Origin of the sequence: Streptomyces griseicoloratus (assembly GCF_014534645.1) — a bacterium.
GTDB lineage: Bacteria > Actinomycetota > Actinomycetes > Streptomycetales > Streptomycetaceae > Streptomyces > Streptomyces griseicoloratus.
The window spans coordinates 135,244-154,594 of record NZ_JACVQF010000238.1 but is presented as its reverse complement, the minus strand read 5'-3'; the positions used below and the strand labels follow the sequence as shown (position 1 = coordinate 154,594).

At 72.1% G+C, this 19,351-nt stretch carries 17 protein-coding genes and 1 riboswitch; of the genes, 12 read left to right on the top strand and 5 right to left on the bottom strand.

Features of this window, described 5'->3' with window-relative positions:
* Positions 1 to 170: 170 nt before the first annotated feature.
* Entirely contained in the window at positions 171 to 1,832 is a 1,662-nt protein-coding gene (gene cdgB / locus H0H10_RS38200) for a diguanylate cyclase CdgB (RefSeq protein ID WP_188185817.1), read from the top strand.
* Between the two features lie 119 nt (positions 1,833 to 1,951).
* Positions 1,952 to 2,926 (top strand): carbohydrate-binding protein, encoded by a 975-nt coding sequence (locus H0H10_RS38195; protein ID WP_188185816.1) that lies wholly within the window; start codon positions 1,952 to 1,954, stop codon positions 2,924 to 2,926.
* Here the strand turns inward: H0H10_RS38195 and H0H10_RS38190 are convergent.
* The 3 genes from H0H10_RS38190 to H0H10_RS38180 all read right to left on the bottom strand — a co-directional run bounded on the left by H0H10_RS38190 (position 2,923) and on the right by H0H10_RS38180 (position 6,074).
* Positions 2,923 to 3,852 carry a 1-phosphofructokinase family hexose kinase gene (locus H0H10_RS38190; protein WP_188185920.1) on the bottom strand — a complete coding sequence of 310 codons (930 nt, stop codon included), beginning with the start codon at positions 3,850 to 3,852 and terminating at the stop codon, positions 2,923 to 2,925. The genes H0H10_RS38195 and H0H10_RS38190 overlap by 4 nt on opposite strands.
* Positions 3,853 to 3,981: 129 nt before the next feature.
* On the bottom strand, positions 3,982 to 5,127 hold the full coding sequence (gene nagA, locus H0H10_RS38185) for an N-acetylglucosamine-6-phosphate deacetylase (RefSeq protein WP_188185815.1): 1,146 nt from the start codon (positions 5,125 to 5,127) through the stop codon (positions 3,982 to 3,984).
* On the bottom strand, positions 5,127 to 6,074 hold the full coding sequence (locus H0H10_RS38180; RefSeq protein ID WP_188185814.1) for an ROK family protein: 948 nt from the start codon (positions 6,072 to 6,074) through the stop codon (positions 5,127 to 5,129). The genes nagA and H0H10_RS38180 overlap by 1 nt, the downstream gene beginning before the upstream one ends.
* A 105-nt stretch (positions 6,075 to 6,179) precedes the next feature.
* On the opposite strand from H0H10_RS38180, the gene H0H10_RS38175 reads away from it, so the two are divergent.
* From H0H10_RS38175 to otsB, 3 genes are all read left to right on the top strand, one after another.
* Positions 6,180 to 7,445 carry an ABC transporter substrate-binding protein gene (locus H0H10_RS38175; RefSeq protein WP_444875699.1) on the top strand — a complete coding sequence of 422 codons (1,266 nt, stop codon included), beginning with the start codon at positions 6,180 to 6,182 and terminating at the stop codon, positions 7,443 to 7,445.
* A gap of 33 nt (positions 7,446 to 7,478) precedes the next feature.
* Positions 7,479 to 7,715 (top strand): DUF3263 domain-containing protein, encoded by a 237-nt coding sequence (locus H0H10_RS38170; RefSeq protein ID WP_188185813.1) that lies wholly within the window; start codon positions 7,479 to 7,481, stop codon positions 7,713 to 7,715.
* Positions 7,716 to 7,996: 281 nt separating this feature from the next.
* The gene (otsB, locus tag H0H10_RS38165; protein ID WP_188185812.1) at positions 7,997 to 8,863 is read left to right on the top strand and encodes a trehalose-phosphatase; all 867 of its coding nucleotides are present in this window, start codon (positions 7,997 to 7,999) and stop codon (positions 8,861 to 8,863) included.
* A 37-nt stretch (positions 8,864 to 8,900) separates the two neighbouring features.
* On the opposite strand, the gene H0H10_RS38160 is transcribed toward otsB, so the two are convergent.
* Both H0H10_RS38160 and H0H10_RS38155 read right to left on the bottom strand, forming a co-directional pair.
* Complete coding sequence (locus H0H10_RS38160; protein WP_188185811.1) at positions 8,901 to 10,289, bottom strand: alpha,alpha-trehalose-phosphate synthase (UDP-forming); 1,389 nt, start codon at positions 10,287 to 10,289, stop codon at positions 8,901 to 8,903.
* A 73-nt stretch (positions 10,290 to 10,362) separates the two neighbouring features.
* Positions 10,363 to 11,307, bottom strand: a complete 945-nt coding sequence (locus H0H10_RS38155) for a glucosyl-3-phosphoglycerate synthase (protein ID WP_188185810.1) — start codon at positions 11,305 to 11,307, stop codon at positions 10,363 to 10,365.
* 141 nt (positions 11,308 to 11,448) lie between these two features.
* Positions 11,449 to 11,589: riboswitch (SAM riboswitch) on the top strand.
* Positions 11,590 to 11,607: 18 nt separating this feature from the next.
* On the opposite strand from H0H10_RS38155, the gene thrC reads away from it, so the two are divergent.
* The 7 genes from thrC (at position 11,608) to H0H10_RS38120 (ending at position 19,341) form a co-directional block, all read left to right on the top strand.
* A complete protein-coding gene (gene thrC / locus H0H10_RS38150) occupies positions 11,608 to 12,900 on the top strand; it encodes a threonine synthase (RefSeq protein ID WP_188185809.1) in 1,293 nt (430 codons plus the stop codon).
* Positions 12,897 to 13,172 (top strand): MoaD/ThiS family protein, encoded by a 276-nt coding sequence (locus H0H10_RS38145; RefSeq protein ID WP_188185808.1) that lies wholly within the window; start codon positions 12,897 to 12,899, stop codon positions 13,170 to 13,172. Before thrC ends, H0H10_RS38145 begins: the two co-directional genes overlap by 4 nt.
* A 410-nt stretch (positions 13,173 to 13,582) precedes the next feature.
* Positions 13,583 to 13,786, top strand: coding sequence for a cold-shock protein (locus H0H10_RS38140; RefSeq protein ID WP_010035953.1), 204 nt, complete (start codon positions 13,583 to 13,585; stop codon positions 13,784 to 13,786).
* Between the two features lie 315 nt (positions 13,787 to 14,101).
* On the top strand, positions 14,102 to 15,724 hold the full coding sequence (gene groL, locus H0H10_RS38135; RefSeq protein WP_188185807.1) for a chaperonin GroEL: 1,623 nt from the start codon (positions 14,102 to 14,104) through the stop codon (positions 15,722 to 15,724).
* 214 nt (positions 15,725 to 15,938) lie between these two features.
* A complete protein-coding gene (locus H0H10_RS38130) occupies positions 15,939 to 17,069 on the top strand; it encodes an NADH:flavin oxidoreductase (protein WP_188185806.1) in 1,131 nt (376 codons plus the stop codon).
* A gap of 78 nt (positions 17,070 to 17,147) precedes the next feature.
* On the top strand, positions 17,148 to 18,707 hold the full coding sequence (locus tag H0H10_RS38125) for a carboxylesterase/lipase family protein (protein WP_188185805.1): 1,560 nt from the start codon (positions 17,148 to 17,150) through the stop codon (positions 18,705 to 18,707).
* A gap of 61 nt (positions 18,708 to 18,768) precedes the next feature.
* The gene (locus H0H10_RS38120) at positions 18,769 to 19,341 is read left to right on the top strand and encodes a dihydrofolate reductase family protein (protein WP_188185804.1); all 573 of its coding nucleotides are present in this window, start codon (positions 18,769 to 18,771) and stop codon (positions 19,339 to 19,341) included.
* Positions 19,342 to 19,351 lie beyond the last annotated feature (10 nt).

The following is a 19,351-nucleotide window of genomic DNA, read 5'->3' as shown; positions in this document are numbered from 1 at the left end:
CATCATTCAATTGTTCACGTTTTGCTGTGACTTGAGTCACAAGAGGCAGTAATTGTTGACCCTGTGTACCGAGTGGGCAGCGCGCTGTGATTCAGTGGCGGGGAAGCTGCCAGGACGATACGCCGAAGAGAACCCTTGATTCGCTGCGAGGTCTCGGGGGGAGGGCGAGCATGGAGACCGAGTCGGAGCCCTACGTCCGCCTTGCGTCCCTGCGGCAGCTCCACCAGGTCATGGCCGACATGAACACGGCCCGCAGCCTGGCGGACACCCTGCAGACCGTCGCCGACGGCGTCGTCCACGCCCTCGGGTACGAGCTGGCGTGCGTGAACCTGGTCCGCGCCGACGGCGACCTCGTCGTCGCAGCCTTCTCCGGCAACCAGGCAGCCGAGGCCCTGATCACCGGCCGGGTCGGCTCCCGCGAGTCCTGGGACCGCAGGCTGGGCATGGGCGAGCAGTGGGGCGACCTGGTCTTCATACCCCACACCGAGGGCTGGGTCCTCGACGACGACGACGTCCCGCAGTGGTACACCGACGGACCCGCACCCCGCTTCGAGGACGAGTGGCACCCCTCGGACCGGCTCTTCGCCCCCATGTACGCGCCCGGACCGCAGGGCGGCGGATCGAGCGGCGAGCTGATCGGCGTGCTCTCCGTGGACCGGCCGCGCAACGGCCGCCGGCCGGGCGCCTGGGGCCGCGAGGCTTTGCAGATGTACGCCTTCCAGGCCGCGATCGCGATCAGCAACGCCCGGCTGAGGTCCAACATGCAGCGCGCCCTGGTCCGCCTGGAGCGCGAGCAGCAGGCCCTCCGGGCCAGCGAGGAGAGCTTCCGGCAGGCGTTCGAGTACGCCCCCTCCGGCATGGCCATCGCCGAGATGGGCGGCGACCAGCACGGGCGGATCCTGCGCACCAACGACGCCCTGTGCCGGCTGCTCGGCCGGCCCGCCTCCGCGATGCGCCGCTACTCCTTCTCCGACCTCGTCCACCCCGAGGACATAGGCACGCTGCTGCGCACCTCGGCCGAGGGCGGGCGGGCGGAACTCAGACTCGGCCGCCGCGACGGCACGTACGTGTGGGTCTCCCTGCGCAACAGCGTCGTCGCCGACGCCGCCGACGGCCCCCGCTTCCTGCTGACCCACGTCGAGGACATCGAGGAGCGCAAGCGCCGCGAGCTCCAGCTCGCCCACCGCGCCTCCCACGACTCCCTCACCGGCCTGCCGAACTCCGCCGAGCTGCGTTCGCGCCTGTCCGCCCGGCTGTGCCGGCGTCCCCAGTCCGCGAGCGACGCCGTGCCGGACACCATGGACGCGGCCTTCGGGCACGCCCTGTTCGACTCCGGCGGCCACTCCTTCGACTTCGGCTCCACCACCGATCCCTACGGGGCCTACGACCACCACGTGCACGTCGTGGCCCCCGAGGGCGACCGGGACGACGGCACAAAGGGGCTGGCGGTCTTCTTCTGCGACCTGGACGGCTTCAAGTCGATCAACGACCGGTTCGGGCACAACGCGGGCGACGCCGTCCTCATCGAGGTCGCCCGGCGGCTCGGCGGCGGCGTGCGAGACGGCGACACCGTGGCCCGGCTCGGCGGCGACGAGTTCGTGATCCTCGCCGACGGGCTCGGCCGGGCCGACGCACAGGACCTCGCCGTACGGCTGCGCAACGAGATCATCCAGCCGATCCGGGCCGAGGGACGGGCCGTCCGCGTCGGCGCCAGCTTCGGCATCGGGTGGGCCCACTGCGGCATGACGGCGGACGAGGTCCTGAAGTCCGCTGACGAACGGATGTACGTCGAGAAACGATCTCGTCCCAAACAGCACCGCCGTGCGGGATGATCCCCAGGTCAGCGAGTTGATGCGGTCGGAGTCACCCGTTCGGGTCATCCGGAGCGGGTAGGCTCGCCCTCTCACCACTCGAACCGCAAACGCACCGCACCTGGTTAGGAGACCTAGGGATGACGCCCGGCAACAACGGCGCGAGCACGCCCGAGGACGACGACCCGTTCGGCTACCTGTACGCCGACGGGCAGGCCAACGGGGCCCAGCCGCCGTCCGGGGGCTACGGCTACCCGAACTCGGTCAACCGGGTGCGTCCCGTCGGCACACGGCAGTACGGCGCGCCGCAGGGCCAGGCCGGCCCGACCGCCGCGTACGGCCAGGCGGCCCCGCAGCAGCAGGGCGCCTACGGCCGTCCGAACGCGCACTACGCGGCGCCGGAGACGCTCCCGGGCGGCGGCGCCCCGGCCGCCCCGCAGCAGCCGTCGCGCGGCGGGGGCACGGGCGGCGGCCGAGGCCGGGGGCCCAACACCAAGGGCCTGCTGATCGGTGCCGTCGCCGTGGTCGCCGCCGTCGTGATCGGCATCGCCGTGGCCATGACGAGCAGCGGCTCGGACGACGACAACGGCGGCAACGAGGCCGGCGGCGACACCACGCCGACCCAGTCCCAGACCACCGACCCGAGCCCGTCGGCGAGCAGCAGCGCCGAGGACGAGGTGGAGCTGCCGACGATCGACGCGAAGGCGCTGCGGCTCTCGCCGGGCGTGACGACCGCGTCCGACGTCCAGGGCGCCGAGTCGGACGGCGGCGTCTACGTGGCCAACCTCAACCAGTCCGGCGCCTCCGTCACCTGGACGGTCGACGGCATCCCGAAGGACGGCGCCTACACCCTCTTCGCCCGCTACAGCGCGGCCGGCGAGGACCAGTCGATGACGCTGACGGTCAACGGCAAGGAGTTCGGCAACAAGCTGAACCTGGGCAACTTCGCCCGCGCCGAGGACGGCGACTTCGCCAAGGGCTGGACCGAGACCTACGCCTGGCCGACCCTCAACAAGGGCACCAACACGATCTCGCTGTCCTGCCAGGACGGAGACAAGTGCAACGTCCTGCTGGACCAGTTCTGGCTGAAGGAAGGCCAGGTCAAGCGCAGCTAGGCCGCGCTGGCCTCCGCCGTCACCGTCACCTGGCCCAGCAGCTCCTCGTACGCCGGGCGGTCGAACTCGCCGGCCGCCGGGGCCAGCACCGTCGCCGCCGACAGGGCGACCGCGCGGGCCAGCCGGTCCGGCCAGGCCAGGTGCTCGACCAGTCCCGCGAGCAGGCCCGCGACCGCCGAGTCGCCGGCGCCGGTCGGGTTGCCGCGGACCCGGGCGGGCGGCGCGGCCCGCCAGTGGCCCTCGGGCGTCACGGCGAGCAGCCCCTCGGTGCCGAGCGAGGCGACGACCGCGTGGGCGCCGCGGCGCCGGGCGTCCCGGGTGGCCCGCAGCGGCTCGTGCGAGCCGGTCAGCTCGGCCAGTTCGTCGGCGTTCGGCTTGATCATGTCCGGGCGGGCGGCGACGCCCCGGCGCAGCGGCTCCCCGCTGGTGTCCAGGAGGACGGGAACCCCGGCGGCACGCGCCGTCCGCACCAGCCCGGCGTACGCGCCCACCGGCACGCCCGGCGGCAGGCTGCCGCACAGGGCGACCGCGGAGACGTCGGGGAGCAGATCCGCGTAGACCTCCTGGAAGGCGTTCCACTCCGCGGGCGCGATGGCCGGGCCGGGCTCGTTGAGCTGGGTGGTGTCGCCGGTGAGCTCGTCCACGACGGCGATCGTGCGGCGGCTGGCGCCGGCGATCGGCACCAGCGCGTCCGTCACGGCCGGCTCGGCGGTGAGCCCGTCCCGCACGGCGTGTCCGGTGGCCCCGCCCGCGAAGCCCGTGACCGTCACCTCGTGCCCGAGGGCCGCGAGCACCCGGGCCACATTCAGCCCCTTGCCGCCGGGACGTTCCGTCACCTCGGTGACGCGGTGGGAGGTGTGCGGCCTCAGGCCACGCACGCGGTAGGTGATGTCGAGAGCGGTGTTCAGCGTGACCGTGAGGATCACCGTGCCGACCTCCCCCGATTGCCTGCGTCCGTCGTCGCCCCGGAGTTGTTCCGGGGGCACGATCATGCCAAACAGACGGCGGCCGGCCCAGCCCCGGACCGGCCACCGTCGGCCGACTCGCCGGACGGATCAGCCCAGTTGGGGATCGACCACCCATTCACCCCGGCGCATGACGCCCACCAGGTCGAAGCCGGAGTCCAGCACCACCAGGTCGGCGTCCTTGCCGGGCTCGAGCGAACCGATCCGGTCGGCCATGCCGAGCAGCCGGGCCGGGTTGGCGGAGATCGCCGCCACCACGTCCTCCACGGGCAGCCCGTCCACCGTCACCGCCCGCTTGAAGGCGCGATCCAGGGTGAGCGTGGAGCCGGCGATCGAGCCGCCCTCCACCAGCCGGGCGACGCCGTCGGCGACCTCGACTTCCATCGGGCCGAGCATGTAGCGGCCGTCCCCGAAGCCGGCCGCGTCCATCGCGTCGGTGATGAAGGCGACCCGGGCGGCGCCCGCGTGGTGGAAGGCCAGCTGGAGCGCGGCCGGGTGCAGATGGGTGCCGTCGTTGATCAGCTCGACGGTGACCCGCTCGTCCTCCAGCAGGGCGGTGATCGGGCCGGGGGCGCGGTGGCCGATCGGGGGCATGGCGTTGAACAGGTGCGTGGCGACGGTCGCGCCCGCGTCGACGGCCTGGAGCGTCTGCTCGTACGTCGCGTCCGTGTGCCCGACCGCCGCGATCACGCCGTGCTCGGCCAGCAGCCGTACGGAGTTCAGGCCGCCCGGCAGCTCGGTGGCCAGCGTCATCATCTTCGCGTGGCCGTGTGCCGCGTCGATCAGCTTGCGGACCTCGGCCGGGTCGGGGTCGCGCAGCAGCTGCTCGTCGTGCGCGCCCTTGCGGCACGGGGAGATGAACGGCCCCTCGAAGTGGATGCCGGCGATGTCGCCCTGCTGGGCCAGCTCGGCGAGCACCCCGGCGTGCCGGGCGAGGAAGTCCAGGTCGCCGGTGACCGCGGAGGCGACCAGCGTGGTGGTGCCGTGCAGGCGGTGGGTGCGGACGCCCTGGAGGATGTCCTCGGGGGTGCCGCCGGCGAAGGAGGCGCCGCCGCCTCCGTGGTTGTGGATGTCGACGAAGCCGGGGACCACCCAGTGGCCCGTGACGTCGACGACCTCCGCGTCCGGGGGTGCCGTGTCCGTGATCCGCGGGCCCTCGACGATCACGCGGCCGTCGTCCACGGTCCCGGTGGGCAGTACCACCCGGGCGCCGGCGAGAACCTTGCTTGGGGCCATCAGGTGGTTACCTCCGGGGGAGTCGTGGTGGTGGTGAGCAGGTCCCAGGCCATGAGCCCGGCACCGAGGCAGCCGGCCGTGTCCCCCAGGGCCGCGGGGACGAGTTCCGGCAGCTTCTGGAAGGTGACGCGTCGCCGGACGGCGTCCCGCAGCGGTGTGAACAAGGTTTCCCCGGCCTCGGCGAGACCGCCACCGATGATCAGGGTGCGCGGGTCCAGCAGGGTGAGCGCGGTGACCAGTCCGTCGGCGAGCGCGTCCACCGCGTCCTGCCACACGCGTGCGGCCCGGGCGTCGCCGGACTCGACCGCCTTGGCGCAGTCGGCGGCGTCCGCGTCCGGGTCCCCGCACGCCTCGGCCCATGCCTGGCTGACCGCCGAGGCGGAGGCGAACCGCTCCAGACAGCCGCGCTGTCCGCACGGGCAGGGGGCAGCGCCGGGGCGTACGACGATGTGGCCGATCTCGCCCGCGAAGCCGTGGGCGCCCGCCTCCACCCGGCCGTCGATGCCGATGGCGCCCGCGATGCCCGTGCCCAGCGGCACGAACAGGAACCGGTCGGCGCCCCGGCCGGCCCCGATCCGGCCCTCGGCGAGTCCGCCGCTGCGCACGTCGTGGCCGAGGGCGACCGGGATGCCGCCGAGCCGGTCGCTCAGCAGGGAGCGCAGCGGGACGTCGCGCCAGCCGAGGTTGGCGGCGTACACGGCGGTGCCGTGCTCCTCGTCGATGATGCCGGGGACGGCGACACCGGCCGCGGCCGCGGGTTCGCCGAACCGCTCGGCGCCCAGCTCGCGCAGCTCGGCGGCGAAGTCCAGGATGCCCGCGACGACGGCCTCGGGTCCGCGCTCGCGCCCGGTGGCCCGGCGGGCCTGGTGCAGCAGCTCGCCGCCCGGACCGGCCAGGGCGGCCTTCATCCCGGTGCCGCCCACATCGAGGGCGATGACATGTCTCACGGGGACAGTGTGGCCCGATGACCCGCGAGAGGTCTAGTCCACTCACGTGGTGTAGACCTTAATCCGGTAAACGAACAGCAGAATCGGCAGGGTGGGGCGACAAAGGTGCAGCGGCGTAGGAAAGGAACGGTCGCGGTGGTGTCCGCACTGGGCATGACGGCGGTCCTCGGCGGCTGCGGGCTCACCGGCGACTCCGGCGAGGTGACGCTCAGGCTGGTGGCCGCCGACTACGGCGACACAAAGGCCAACAGCTCCCGGAACTACTGGAACGAGCTGGCCAAGGCCTACGAGGCCAAGCACCCCGACGTGCACGTCGACGTCACCGTCTACTCGTGGAACGACGTCGACCGCAAGGTCCGGGAGATGGTCGACGCCGGCCAGGCCCCCGACATGGCGCAGATCGGCGCCTACTCCGACTACGCGGCCAAGGACCTGCTCTACCGGGCCGACGACGTGCTGTCCATCCCGGTCCAGGCGGACTTCGTCTCCCAGCTCGCCGCTGCGGGGCAGGTGAACGGGGTGCAGTACGGCATGCCGTTCGCGGCCTCCACACGCGTGCTCTTCTACAACAAGACCCTGTTCGAGAAGGCCGGCATCACCCCGCCCAAGACCTGGGACGAACTCGCCGAGGCGGCCGAGGCACTCAAGGCGGAGGGCGTGAAGTACCCCTACGCGCTGCCGCTGGGCCCCGAGGAGGCGCCGGCCGAGACCATGCAGTGGATGCTCAGCGGCGGGGGCAACTACACCGACGCCGTCGGCACCTACTCGATCGACTCGCCCCAGAACGTCGACACCTTCACCTGGCTCAAGGACGAACTGGTCGCCAAGGACCTCACCGGCCCGGTCGCCCCGGGCAAGCTCAACCGGGCCGACGCCTTCGCCGCCTTCGCGAACGGCGACGTCGGCATGCTCAACGGCCACCCCTCGCTGATGAAGATCGCGTCCAAGAAGAACGTCGAGTACGGCATGGTGCCGACCCCCGGCGTCGACGGCGAGAGCAAGAACACGCTCGGTGTCACCGACTGGATGACGGCCTTCAAGGAGAACGGCCACCAGGAGGAGATCGGCGACTTCCTCGACTTCGTCTACAACGACGAGAACGTGCTCGACTTCTCCCGCGAGTACGACCTGCTGCCGGTCACCAGCTCCGCGTCCGAGGTGATGAGCACGGCCCCGGAGGACAAGCACCTCAAGCCGTTCCTGAACGAGCTGCTGCTCTCCGAGCTGTACCCGGTCGGCAAGAGCTCCTGGGCCTCGGTCAGCATGGACGTCAAGAAGCGCATCGGCCAGGCCGTCGACCCCGGCGGCAGCCCGTCCGCGGTGCTCGGCCAGCTGCAGACGACGGCGGTCCGCGCGGAGAGCGGCGAGTAGCCGCTGTCCGTGCCCGGGGCTACGGTGCCGCACATGGAGTACGAGGCACAGCTCGGGCAGCGGGAGCGGGACATCCTCGCGCTGGAACGCCGCGGCTTCCCCGGCCCCGGCGCGAAGGAGCGGGCGATACGCGAGGAACTGGGCCTCGCCCCCGTCCGCTACTACCAACTGCTCAACGCCCTCCTGGACGACCCGCGGGCCCTGGCCTCGGACCCGGTGACGGTGAACAGACTGCGCCGGGTCCGCGAGGCCCGCCGGGCGGAACGCTGACCCGCGCCCGGGGCGCGGCGCGTCCTTGGCCGTTGCCGGGCGGGGAGGAGCCGGCCCGGCGGCACAGGGCGCCCCGGTCCGCCCTGCGCCGGGACGGACCTCGCCGTTCGCCGGAATGCGGGTCCCCGGGCGCAGGCAGTACGCGCGCGGGTGCGCGGCCTGCGGGGAGCGCTCGTGCCGGTCCCCGAGGACCGTCCGCCCATGGGGGCCGGCGCCCGGGCGGCGGCACCCGGCCGGACGGGTCACGCGTGCGCGCGGCCCCGCCGGGATAGGTTCGGCGTATGGGCAGCCACTCGGACTCCACCCACGCATCGCACGACCACCTGCCGACGCCGGACGGCCGGGCCGGACGCGACGGGCTCGACGCCCTCGTGTCCCGGCCGGCCCGCGCGGTGGTCGCACTCGACTTCGACGGCACGCTCGCCCCGATCGTGCCGGACCCCGACCAGGCCCGCGCCCACCCGGACGCGGTACCCGCCCTCACGGCCCTCGCCCCGAAGGTCGCCTCCGTCGCCGTGATCACCGGCCGTCCGGCCGAGGTCGCCGTCCGCCACGGCGGCTTCGCGGACGTACCCGGCCTGGAACACCTCGTCGTCCTCGGCCACTACGGCGCCGAGCGCTGGGACGCGGCCACCGGCACCGTCACCGCCCCCGACCCGCACCCCGGCGTCGCCGCCGTCCGCGCCGAACTGCCGGCCCTGCTGGAGCGGTCGGCGGCGGGACCGGGCACGTGGATCGAGGAGAAGGGCCGGTCGGTGGCCGTCCACACCCGCCGCGCCGACGACCCGCAGGCCGCGTTCGACGCCCTGCGCGCCCCCCTGTCCGACCTGGCCGGCCGCCACGGGCTGATCGTCGAGCCCGGCCGCATGGTGCTGGAACTGCGCCCGCCCGGCATGGACAAGGGCGCCGCCCTGCTGGCGTACGCCCGGGAGACCGGCGCCGGGTCCGTCCTCTACGCCGGCGACGACCTCGGCGACCTGCCCGCCTTCGCGGCGGTGGACGAACTCCGCTCGGCCGGCACCCCGGGCCTGCTCGTCTGCAGCGGCAGCGACGAGGTCACGGAACTGCGCGAACGAGCGGACGTGGTGGTGGACGGCCCGGCCGGAGTGGTGGCCCTGCTGCGGGCACTGGCGGCCCGGCTGGGGTGACCCGGCCGCGCCGGCGCCGTTGCGGGGCCTTCGTCCGTCAGCCCCGCAACGCCTCCAGCTGATCCAGGAACCACCGCTCCGGCGGCAGCGCCGTGGCCGCCGCGGCCAGCCGCTTCGAGCGCTCCGCCCGCTCCGCCGCCCCCACCGACAACGCCTCGTGCAGGGCGGCGGCCGTCCCCGCCACGTCGTAGGGATTGACGACGACCGCGTCCTCGCCGAGCTCCTCGTACGCCCCCGCCTCCCGCGACAGCACCAGCACGCACCCCTCGTCGGAGACGACCGGCACCTCCTTCGCCACGAGGTTCATGCCGTCCCGGATGGGGTTCACCAGCGCCACGTCGGCCAGCCGGTACGCCGCCAGCGACCGCGCGAAGTCGTCCTTGACGTGCAGGACGACCGGCGTCCACCCCGCCGTCCCGTACTCGGCGTTGATCTCCTGGGCCAGCCGCTGCACCTCGGCCGTGTAGTCCCGGTACACGGCGAGGTCCTGCCGCGAGGGATACGCGAAGGCGAGGTGCACGACGCGCTCACGCCACTCGGGCCGGTCGGCGAGCAGCTGCCGGTACGCCAGCAGCCCGCGCACGATGTTCTTGGACAGCTCCGTGCGGTCCACGCGCACGATCGCCTTGCGGCCCGCGCCGATCTCCGCCCGCAGCGCCGCCATCCGCTCGTCGACGTCGGCCTCGCGCGAGCGCCGCCGCAGGAACTCCGCGTCCGCACCGAGCCCGTGCACACCGATCCGGGTGCCGCCGAGCCCGCCCACGAGAGCGTCGCAGCACGAGGTGAACGCCTCCGCCCAGCGCCGGGTGAGGAACCCGAGCCGGTCGGCGCCGAGCATGCCGCGCAGGATCTGCCCGGCGATGTCGTCCGGCAGCATCCGGAAGTAGTCGACCGGCGCCCACGGCGTGTGCGAGAAGTGGCCGATGCGCAGATCGGGCCGCAGCTCCCGCAGCATCCCCGGCACCAGCGTCAGGTGGTAGTCCTGGACGATCGCGACCGCCCCCTCGGCGGCCTCGTCCGCCAGTGCCTCGGCGAAGGCCCGGTTGTACTCCTCGTACGACGCCCACTGCCGCCGGAACTCCGCGTCGAAGACCGGCTCCAGCGGGGTCTGGTACAGCATGTGGTGGACGAACCAGAGCACGGAGTTGGCGATGCCGTTGTACGCGTCGGCGTGCACGGCGGCCGGGATGTCCAGCATCCGCACGCCCTTCTCGCCCGTGCCGCGCCGCACGGCCTCGCGGTCGCCGTCGGACAGGGCCGAGCACACCCACAGCGCGCCCGCTTCCGGCCCGATGGCCGACAGTCCGGAGACCAGCCCGCCACCACCCCGTTTGGCGTGCAGTGCACCGTCGTGACCGACCTCGTACGAGACCGGGCCCCGGTTGGAGGCCACCAGTACCTGAGCCGCACCGAACGTTGAAGCCATGTGCCTCAACCTAGCCCGGCCCGGAAACGCTCAAACGTACGGTGCGCCAGGTGGCCGGGGGCCGGCCCCGCGCTCAGGCCACCCGCCGTGCCGCGTACTCCGCGATCTCCGTCATCGGCGGCCGTTCCTCGGTGTCCACGGAGTACGTCCGGGGTTCGAAGCCGTCCTCGCTGCGTTCGAACTGGGTGAGCGAGGGCCGGACCAGGTGGCCGCGGGCCAGCCGGAGCTGGGCGGTGCGGTAGATCGCGGCGGACATCCGGCCGAGCGCCTGTCCGTCCTGGTGGCGGTGCTTGCGGACCCCGACGTCGACCTGGGCGAGGGCGTCCAGGCCCACCAGGTGCAGGGCGTCGACCAGCATGCCCAGCTCCACGCCGTAGCCGACGGGGAAGGGAAGCTGCTCCAGCAGGGAGCGGCGGGCCGCGTACTCGCCGCCGAGGGGCTGGACGAAGCCGGCCAGCTGCGGCCAGTGCATGTTGAGCAGCGGGCGGGCCATCAGCTCCGTGACCCGGCCGCCCTGCCCGGCGGTCGTGCCGAGGGGGCGGTCGTACATGGCCTTCACGAGGTGGACGTCCGGCTCGGTCAGCAGCGGGCCGACGATGCCGGAGACGAAGTCGGAGGAGAACTCCCTGAGGTCCGCGTCGACGAAGCAGACGATGTCCCCGCCGGTGACCAGCAGCGACCGCCAGAGCACCTCGCCCTTGCCGGGCACGGCCGGCAGCCGGGGCAGGATCGCGTCGCGGTGCACCACCCGCGCCCCCGCGGCGGCGGCGACCTGCGAAGTGCGGTCGGTGGAGCCGGAGTCGACGACCACGATCTCGTCCACGAGCGGCACCCGCCGCACCAGGTCGCGGCGGATCACCGCGACGATGTCGCCGACGGTCTCCTCCTCGTTGAGCGCGGGCAGCACGACGCTGACCGTCTGACCGGTCGCGTTCTTCGCGGACAGGAGCCGGTGGAGCGGACGGTCGGCCACGGACCAGGAGCGTGTGCTCAGCCAGCGCTCGACTTCTTCCAGCACGGTCGGAGGCTCCTTTGTGATCCATCTCGCGGTACGGACGACTATCTCAACTGTCATCGCCTTCGGTTACAGTCTTGAACAACGCGGATGACCAACGCATGCCGGGGTCGTCGCGCGTACCAGCGAAAAACAACCGCATACCGCTCATCCAGAGGGGCAGAGGGACACGGCCCGATGAAGCCCCGGCAACCCTCCAGCCGGTTCTCGTAGATCGCGAGGCTCCCGGCTAGGGAAGGTGCCAAATCCGTCTCACGGCGAGATGCGTCGTGAGGAAGATGAGGAGAAAGGGCCTCGCCTCACATGGCTGTGCAGACCGTCGCAAGCAACGCCGACACCGCCGCCTCCCCCGTCGACCTGGGTCCCGCCGCCGCGCTCTCCTGCCGCGAATGCGGCCACCGCGTCCCCCTCGGCCCGGTCTTCGCCTGCGAGGAGTGTTTCGGCCCGCTGGAGATCGCCTACGACTTCTCGGCCTACGACACCGAAGAGCTGCGCCGGCGCATCGAGGCGGGTCCCGCGAACATCTGGCGCTACGCCCCCCTGCTGCCCGTCCCCGCGGACGTGGCGACCAAGCCGAACATCAACCCCGGCTGGACCAAGCTCGTCAAGGCCGACAACCTCGCCCGCGAACTCGGCGTCACCGGCGGGCTGTACGTGAAGGACGACTCCGGCAACCCGACGCACTCCTTCAAGGACCGCGTGGTCGCCCAGGCCCTGGAGGCCGCCCGCGCCTTCGGCTTCACCACCCTGTCCTGCTCCTCCACCGGCAACCTCGCCGGCGCCGTCGGCGCCGCCGCGGCCCGGGCCGGCTTCCGCTCCTGCGTGTTCATCCCGCACGACCTGGAGCAGGGCAAGGTCGTCATGGCCGCCGTCTACGGCGGCGAGCTGGTCGGCATCGAGGGCAACTACGACGACGTCAACCGCTTCTGCTCCGAACTGATCGGCGACCCGGCCGGCGAGGGCTGGGGCTTCGTCAACGTCAACCTGCGGCCGTACTACGCCGAGGGCTCCAAGACCCTCGCGTACGAGATCTGCGAGCAGCTCGGCTGGCGGCTGCCCGACCAGATCGTGGTCCCGATCGCCTCCGGCTCCCAGCTCACGAAGATCGACAAGGGTCTGCAGGAGCTGATCAAGCTGGGCCTGGTCGAGGACAGGCCGTACAAGATCTTCGGCGCCCAGGCCGAGGGCTGCTCGCCGGTGTCCACCGCCTTCAAGGCGGGCCACGACGTCGTCCGGCCGCAGAAGCCGGACACCATCGCCAAGTCGCTGGCCATCGGCAACCCGGCCGACGGCCCCTACGTCCTCGACATCGCGCGCCGCACCGGCGGCGCGGTGGAGGACGTGACCGACGAGCAGGTCGTGGACGCCATCAGGCTGCTCGCCCGCACCGAGGGCATCTTCGCGGAGACCGCGGGCGGCGTGACGGTCGGCGTCACGCGCAAGCTGATCGAGAACGGCGTGCTCGACCCGGCCCTGACCACCGTCGTGCTCAACACCGGCGACGGCCTGAAGACCCTCGACGCGGTGGCCGGCACCGGCCTGACCGCCACGATCCGTCCGAACCTCGACTCCTTCCGAGAGGCTGGCCTCGCATGAGCGTGACCGTCCGCATCCCCACCATCCTGCGCACCTACACCGGCGGACAGGCGGAGGTGAGCGCCGAGGGCGCGACCCTCTCCGAGGTCATCGCCGACCTGGAGAAGAACCACACCGGCATCGCCGCCCGGGTCCTGGACGACCAGGGCAAGCTCCGCCGCTTCGTCAACGTCTACGTCAACGACGACGACGTGCGCTTCGAGCAGGGACTGGAGACCGCGACGCCGGACGGCGCGGGCGTCTCCATCATCCCGGCGGTCGCCGGCGGCTGACGTCACGCGCGGTTCACCGGATTGCCCCCTCCGTAAGAGAAACGGAGGGGGCAATTCCGTGTGGTTGAGCGCGGTACAGTTGGGGAACGCGATGCCGACCACGAGGTCGGAAACTCCGAATTCCTGCCGCACGCCCGACAAGAAGTAGCCAAAGTGTGGGTGTATTCTGCGGCTTTTGTTCCTTTTGTGGGGCCCGGGTTGCCCCGAGTTCTGACGAATTCTCACCATATTCCGGACCGGGTGCGTCCAGAATTCTCGTCCGATTGACCTGTTGCAGACGGCAGTTGGACAGATACATTCAGCCGCGGTCGACGCGTTCCGGCGCACGCCCCCAACCGTTGGGGGGTGAGGTCTGACCCGGGTCCGCGAAGTGTGGATCTGTGCAAGGGCCAGTAATAGGGGAGTTAGGCATGGCTCAGGGCACCGTCAAGTGGTTCAACGCGGAGAAGGGGTACGGCTTCATCGCGGTCGACGGTGGTGCGGATGTTTTCGTCCACTACAGCGCGATCCAGATGGACGGCTACCGCACCCTTGAAGAAGGCCAGCGGGTCGAGTTCGAGATCTCGCAGGGCCAGAAGGGCCCGCAGGCCGACATGGTTCGCGTCAGCGCCTGAGGCGCGCGGCCGACCGCAAGCGAACGGTCTTCTCCGAAGGGCCCGCACCCCTGGGGTGCGGGCCCTTCGGCCTGCCCGGACCCCGGCGACACGCCGTGCGCGCCCTGCCCGATCCCGAGGAGCCGCTTGCACTCGGCATGGGCGAGTGCTAATCATTGGCGTTAGCACTCTGAAGGTGAGAGTGACAACGAAGGACCGGGTCGGTGAGGCCCGCGGGCCGGGTGGGGCAAGGAACCACGAGGCCGGCGAGCCGTCCGTCGCGGGCGCGGGCGCGGTCCGAAGGAATCACCCCCAGTCCTGGAGGGACCACTTCACATGGCCAAGATCATCGCGTTCGACGAGGAGGCGCGGCGCGGCCTCGAGCGCGGCATGAACCAGCTCGCGGACGCCGTGAAGGTGACGCTCGGCCCCAAGGGCCGCAACGTCGTCCTCGAGAAGAAGTGGGGCGCCCCCACGATCACCAACGATGGTGTCTCCATCGCCAAGGAGATCGAGCTCGAGGACCCGTACGAGAAGATCGGCGCCGAGCTGGTCAAGGAAGTCGCCAAGAAGACGGACGACGTCGCCGGTGACGGTACGACCACCGCGACCGTCCTCGCCCAGGCCCTGGTGCGCGAGGGTCTGCGCAACGTGGCCGCCGGCGCCAACCCGATGGCCCTCAAGCGCGGTATCGAGAAGGCCGTCGAGGCCGTCTCCGCCGCCCTGCTGGAGCAGGCCAAGGACGTGGAGACCAAGGAGCAGATCGCTTCCACGGCCTCCATCTCCGCCGCCGACACCCAGATCGGCGAGCTCATCGCCGAGGCCATGGACAAGGTCGGCAAGGAAGGCGTCATCACCGTCGAGGAGTCCCAGACCTTCGGTCTGGAGCTGGAGCTCACCGAGGGTATGCGCTTCGACAAGGGCTACATCTCGGCGTACTTCGCCACCGACATGGAGCGTATGGAGGCCGTCCTCGACGACCCGTACATCCTGATCGCCAACTCCAAGATCTCCAACGTCAAGGACCTGCTCCCGCTCCTGGAGAAGGTCATGCAGTCGGGCAAGCCGCTGCTGATCATCGCCGAGGACGTCGAGGGCGAGGCCCTGTCGACCCTGGTCGTCAACAAGATCCGCGGCACCTTCAAGTCCGTCGCCGTCAAGGCCCCGGGCTTCGGCGACCGCCGCAAGGCCATGCTCGGCGACATCGCCATCCTCACGGGCGGCGAGGTCATCTCCGAGGAGGTCGGCCTCAAGCTGGAGAACGCCACGCTCGACCTGCTGGGCAAGGCGCGCAAGGTCGTCATCACCAAGGACGAGACCACCATCGTCGACGGCGCCGGCTCCGCCGACCAGGTCGCGGGCCGTGTGAACCAGATCCGCGCCGAGATCGAGAACAGCGACTCGGACTACGACCGCGAGAAGCTCCAGGAGCGTCTGGCGAAGCTGGCCGGCGGCGTGGCCGTCATCAAGGCCGGTGCCGCCACCGAGGTCGAGCTCAAGGAGCGCAAGCACCGCATCGAGGACGCCGTCCGCAACGCGAAGGCGGCCGTCGAGGAGGGCATCGTCGCCGGTGGTGGCGTGGCCCTGCTCCAGGCCTCCCAGGTCTTCGAGAAGCTGGAGCTCGAGGGTGACGAGGCGACCGGCGCCAACGCCGTGAAGCTCGCCCTGGAGGCCCCGCTGAAGCAGATCGCCGTCAACGGTGGTCTCGAGGGCGGCGTCGTCGTGGAGAAGGTCCGCAACCTCCAGGTCGGCCACGGCCTGAACGCCGCGACCGGTGAGTACGTCGACATGATCGCCGAGGGCATCATCGACCCGGCGAAGGTGACCCGCTCTGCCCTGCAGAACGCCGCCTCCATCGCCGCGCTGTTCCTCACCACCGAGGCCGTCATCGCCGACAAGCCGGAGAAGGCCGCGGCCCCGGCCGGCGGCGGCATGCCGGGCGGTGACATGGACTTCTGATCGGCCCGAGGGTTGATCGAGCGTCCTTGACCGAGGGCGGCACCCCCTGGAGAAGGGGGTGCCGCCCTCGGGCGTTTCCGGTCCGCGCGCCCCGGGGCGGCGGTGCGTGTGACTCGGATCACGGAATTCCGGGGACGGACGGGCCCGTTGTGCTGGACGCATGCTCGATGCATGTGCACATACTGACTGGTATCCGTCTACGAGGAGCCCCCACGTGTCCGTCACCTCCCCCGACGCCGCCTCCCGCGCGGCCGAGATCCTCGCCCGCCCGGCCACCATCAACGGCCTGACCGTCCCGAACCGCATCGCGATGGCGCCGATGACCCGCATGTTCTCGCCGGGCGGTGTGCCGGGTGAGGACGTGGTGTCGTACTACGCCCGCCGTGCCGCCGCCGGTGTCGGGCTGATCGTCACCGAGGGCACCTACGTCGGACACGAATCGGCCGGGCAGAGCGACCGCGTGCCGCGGTTCCACGGCGAGGAGCAGCTGGCGGGCTGGGCCAGGGTCGCCGAGGCGGTGCACGCGGCCGGCGGCACGATCGTGCCGCAGCTGTGGCACATCGGGATGGTGCGCAAGCCGGGCGACCAGCCCTTCCCCGACGCCCCCGCCGTCGGCCCGTCGGGCCTGCGCATCGGCGAGGACGAGGTCACCGGCAAGGCGATGACGCAGGCGGACGTGGACGACGTCGTCGGCGCGTTCGCCGAGGCCGCCGCGGCCGCCGAGCGCATCGGCTTCGACGGCGTGGAGATCCACGGCGCCCACGGCTACCTCGTCGACCAGTTCCTGTGGGCCGGCACCAACCGCCGCACCGACGCCTACGGCGGCGACCCGGTGGCCCGGACGAAGTTCGCGGCGGAGATCGTGGCGGCCGTGCGCGAGACCGTCTCGCCCGGATTCCCGGTCATCTTCCGCTACTCGCAGTGGAAGCAGGACGCCTACGACGCCCGTCTCGCCGAGACCCCGGAGGAGCTGGAGGCGATCCTCGCCCCGCTCGCCTCGGCCGGCGTCGACGCCTTCCACGCCTCCACGCGCCGCTACTGGCGCCCGGAGTTCGACGGCTCCGACCTCAACCTCGCGGGCTGGACCAAGAAGCTCACCGGCAAGACCGCCATCACGGTCGGCTCGGTCGGCCTCGACGGCGAGTTCGGCAGGGCCTTCCAGGGCGAGGGCGCCGGGCTGGGCAGCCTCGACGACCTCCTGGAGCGCCTGGAGCGCGACGAGTTCGACCTCGTGGCCGTCGGCCGCGCGCTGCTCCAGGACCCGCGCTGGGCGGAGAAGGTCCTCTCCGGCCGCTTCGACGAGCTGGCGCCCTTCGACGCCGCGGCGCTGAAGACCCTGAGCTGAGCCGGGCGCCGGCCACGGCGTAGGGTCCGGAGATCACCAACTGGCGTACGTCCAGCGGCAACCAGTGAGGAGTGATCGATGACGAGCACCGAGGCCGTGGAGCCCATGGAGCCCGTGGAGGACGTCGTGCGCACCGCCGCCGGTGCGGTGCGCGGGCGGCGGGAGGCCGGCCTGACCGTCTTCCGCGGCATCCCGTTCGCCGAGCCTCCGGTGGGCGAGGCCCGGTTCGCCGCGCCTCGCCCGCCCCGCCCCTGGGACGGCATACGCGACGCGTACGCCTTCGGGCCGCCGCCCCCGCAGGACCTGGGCCTGGCCGGCCAGACCGGCGCACCGGCCGCACCGGAGGGCGACGAATGGCTGACGGTCAACGTCTGGACCCCGGAGCCCGACCCGGCCGCCCGCCGCCCGGTGATGGTGTGGATCTACGGCGGCGCCTACAAGCTCGGCCACGCCGGCAGCCCCGGCTACGACGCCCGCCGGATCGCCGCCGACGGCGACCTCGTGGTCGTCACCTTCAACTACCGCGTCGGCATGGAGGGTTTCGCCCGCATCGACGGGGCGCCCGCCAACCGGGGGCTGCTCGACCAGGTGGCCGCGCTGGAGTGGGTGCGGGACAACATCGCGGCGTTCGGCGGCGACCCGGGCCGGGTCACCGTGTTCGGCGAGTCGGCGGGCGCCGGTTCGATCGCGGCGCTGCTGGCCATGCCGAGCGCGGCCGGGCTGTTTTGGCGGGCGATCGCGCAGAGCGTGCCGGGCACGTTCTTCTCCGACGAACTGGCCCGGGACATCGCCACCGCCCTCGCCGCCGAGGCCGGCCTGCGCCCGACGGTCGCCGACCTGTCGGCCGTGGCCCCGGACCGGCTCGTGCCGACGGGACAGGCGCTGGCGGCGAAGATGCCCCGCTACGTGGACCGCTGGGGGCAGGCCGCGCCCACGGTCACCCCGTACTCGCCGGTCGTGGACGGCGAGGTCCTGCCGGTGATGCCCTGGCGGGCGCTGGCTGAGGGGGCGGCCCGGGACGTGGATCTGGTCGTCGGGCACAACCGGGACGAGTTCCGCCTCTTCACCGCCATGGCCGGTCGGACGGACGGGATCGGCGACGAGCGGGCCGCCGCGGCCCTGCGCCTGTTCGGCCCCGGCCCGGACGGCGAGAAGGCCTATCGCGCCGCCTTCCCCGACGCGTCCCTGGGCGAGCTGTACGAACGCGTCCAGACGGACTGGCTGTTCGCCATGCCCTCCCTCCACCTGGCCGAGGCGCACCTCGCCGGCGGCGGCCGGGCCCACGTCTACGAGCTGACCTGGCCGGCCCCGGGCAACGGCGGCGGCCTCGGCGCCTGCCACGCCCTGGACCTTCCCCTCCTCTTCGGCACCTTCCACGCCGACGTGGGCGCCCTCCTCTTCGCCGGCACGGAACCCTCCCCCGAGGCCCTGGCCCTGTCCGCCCGCTTCCGCGCGTCCTGGACGGCGTTCGCGAGGACGGGCGACCCCGGCTGGCCCGCGTACGACACGCGACGGCGGCTGGTGCAGGTCCTCGACGCGGAGCCGGTCGTCGTGCCGTACCCGGAGGAGACCTCACGCCGCCTGTGGGAGGGCCACGAGTTCGCACCGCTGCCCCTGCTCGGCGGCGGCGACCGATGAGTTCGCGCGGTGTCCGCAGTCAGAAGGTGTGAATGAGCCACGGAACACGAGGAGACCACCCATGCGCACCCTGATCAGCACCGCCTTCATCTCGCTCGACGGCGTCGTGGAGGCCCCGGGAGGCGAGCCCGGCTACCGGAACTCGGGGTGGGCGGTCAACGGCGTGGACTTCCTCCCGGAGGCGTACGAGATCAAGGGCCGGGAGCAGAAGGAGGCCACCGCGATGCTGATGGGCCGGGTCAGCTACGAGGCGTTCAGCCCGGTCTGGCCGGACATGGAGGACTTCGCCGACTACAAGGTGATGCCGAAGTACGTCGTCTCCACCACCCTCACCGAAGGCGACCTGGTGTCCGACTGGGGCGAGACCACCGTCCTGCGCTCCCTCGACGACGTCGCGGCCCTGAAGCGGACCGAGGGCGGCCCGATCATCGTCCACGGCAGCGCCACCCTCAACCGGAGCCTCGCCGACGCGGACCTCATCGACCGCTACCACCTGCTCGTCTTCCCGCTGCTGCTCGGCGCGGGCAAGCGGCTGTTCAGCGACGCGGACCGGGACACCCGGAAGCTGGAGCTCGTCGAGCACGAGGCGTACGCCAACGGCCTGCAGAAGAACGTCTTCGACGTCGTGCGCTGAGGACGACTGA

What these genes read in the sequence shown, in the direction of transcription:
- cdgB (WP_188185817.1), top strand. Translation starts at nt 171, where the DNA reads ATGGAGACCGAGTCGGAGCCCTACGTCCGCCTTGCGTCCCTGCGGCAG.
- H0H10_RS38195 (WP_188185816.1), top strand. Translation starts at nt 1,952, where the DNA reads ATGACGCCCGGCAACAACGGCGCGAGCACGCCCGAGGACGACGACCCG.
- nagA (WP_188185815.1), bottom strand. Translation starts at nt 5,127, where the DNA reads ATGGCCCCAAGCAAGGTTCTCGCCGGCGCCCGGGTGGTACTGCCCACC.
- H0H10_RS38170 (WP_188185813.1), top strand. Translation starts at nt 7,479, where the DNA reads ATGGAGTACGAGGCACAGCTCGGGCAGCGGGAGCGGGACATCCTCGCG.
- otsB (WP_188185812.1), top strand. Translation starts at nt 7,997, where the DNA reads ATGGGCAGCCACTCGGACTCCACCCACGCATCGCACGACCACCTGCCG.
- H0H10_RS38160 (WP_188185811.1), bottom strand. Translation starts at nt 10,289, where the DNA reads ATGGCTTCAACGTTCGGTGCGGCTCAGGTACTGGTGGCCTCCAACCGG.
- thrC (WP_188185809.1), top strand. Translation starts at nt 11,608, where the DNA reads ATGGCTGTGCAGACCGTCGCAAGCAACGCCGACACCGCCGCCTCCCCC.
- H0H10_RS38145 (WP_188185808.1), top strand. Translation starts at nt 12,897, where the DNA reads ATGAGCGTGACCGTCCGCATCCCCACCATCCTGCGCACCTACACCGGC.
- H0H10_RS38140 (WP_010035953.1), top strand. Translation starts at nt 13,583, where the DNA reads ATGGCTCAGGGCACCGTCAAGTGGTTCAACGCGGAGAAGGGGTACGGC.
- groL (WP_188185807.1), top strand. Translation starts at nt 14,102, where the DNA reads ATGGCCAAGATCATCGCGTTCGACGAGGAGGCGCGGCGCGGCCTCGAG.
- H0H10_RS38125 (WP_188185805.1), top strand. Translation starts at nt 17,148, where the DNA reads ATGACGAGCACCGAGGCCGTGGAGCCCATGGAGCCCGTGGAGGACGTC.
- H0H10_RS38120 (WP_188185804.1), top strand. Translation starts at nt 18,769, where the DNA reads ATGCGCACCCTGATCAGCACCGCCTTCATCTCGCTCGACGGCGTCGTG.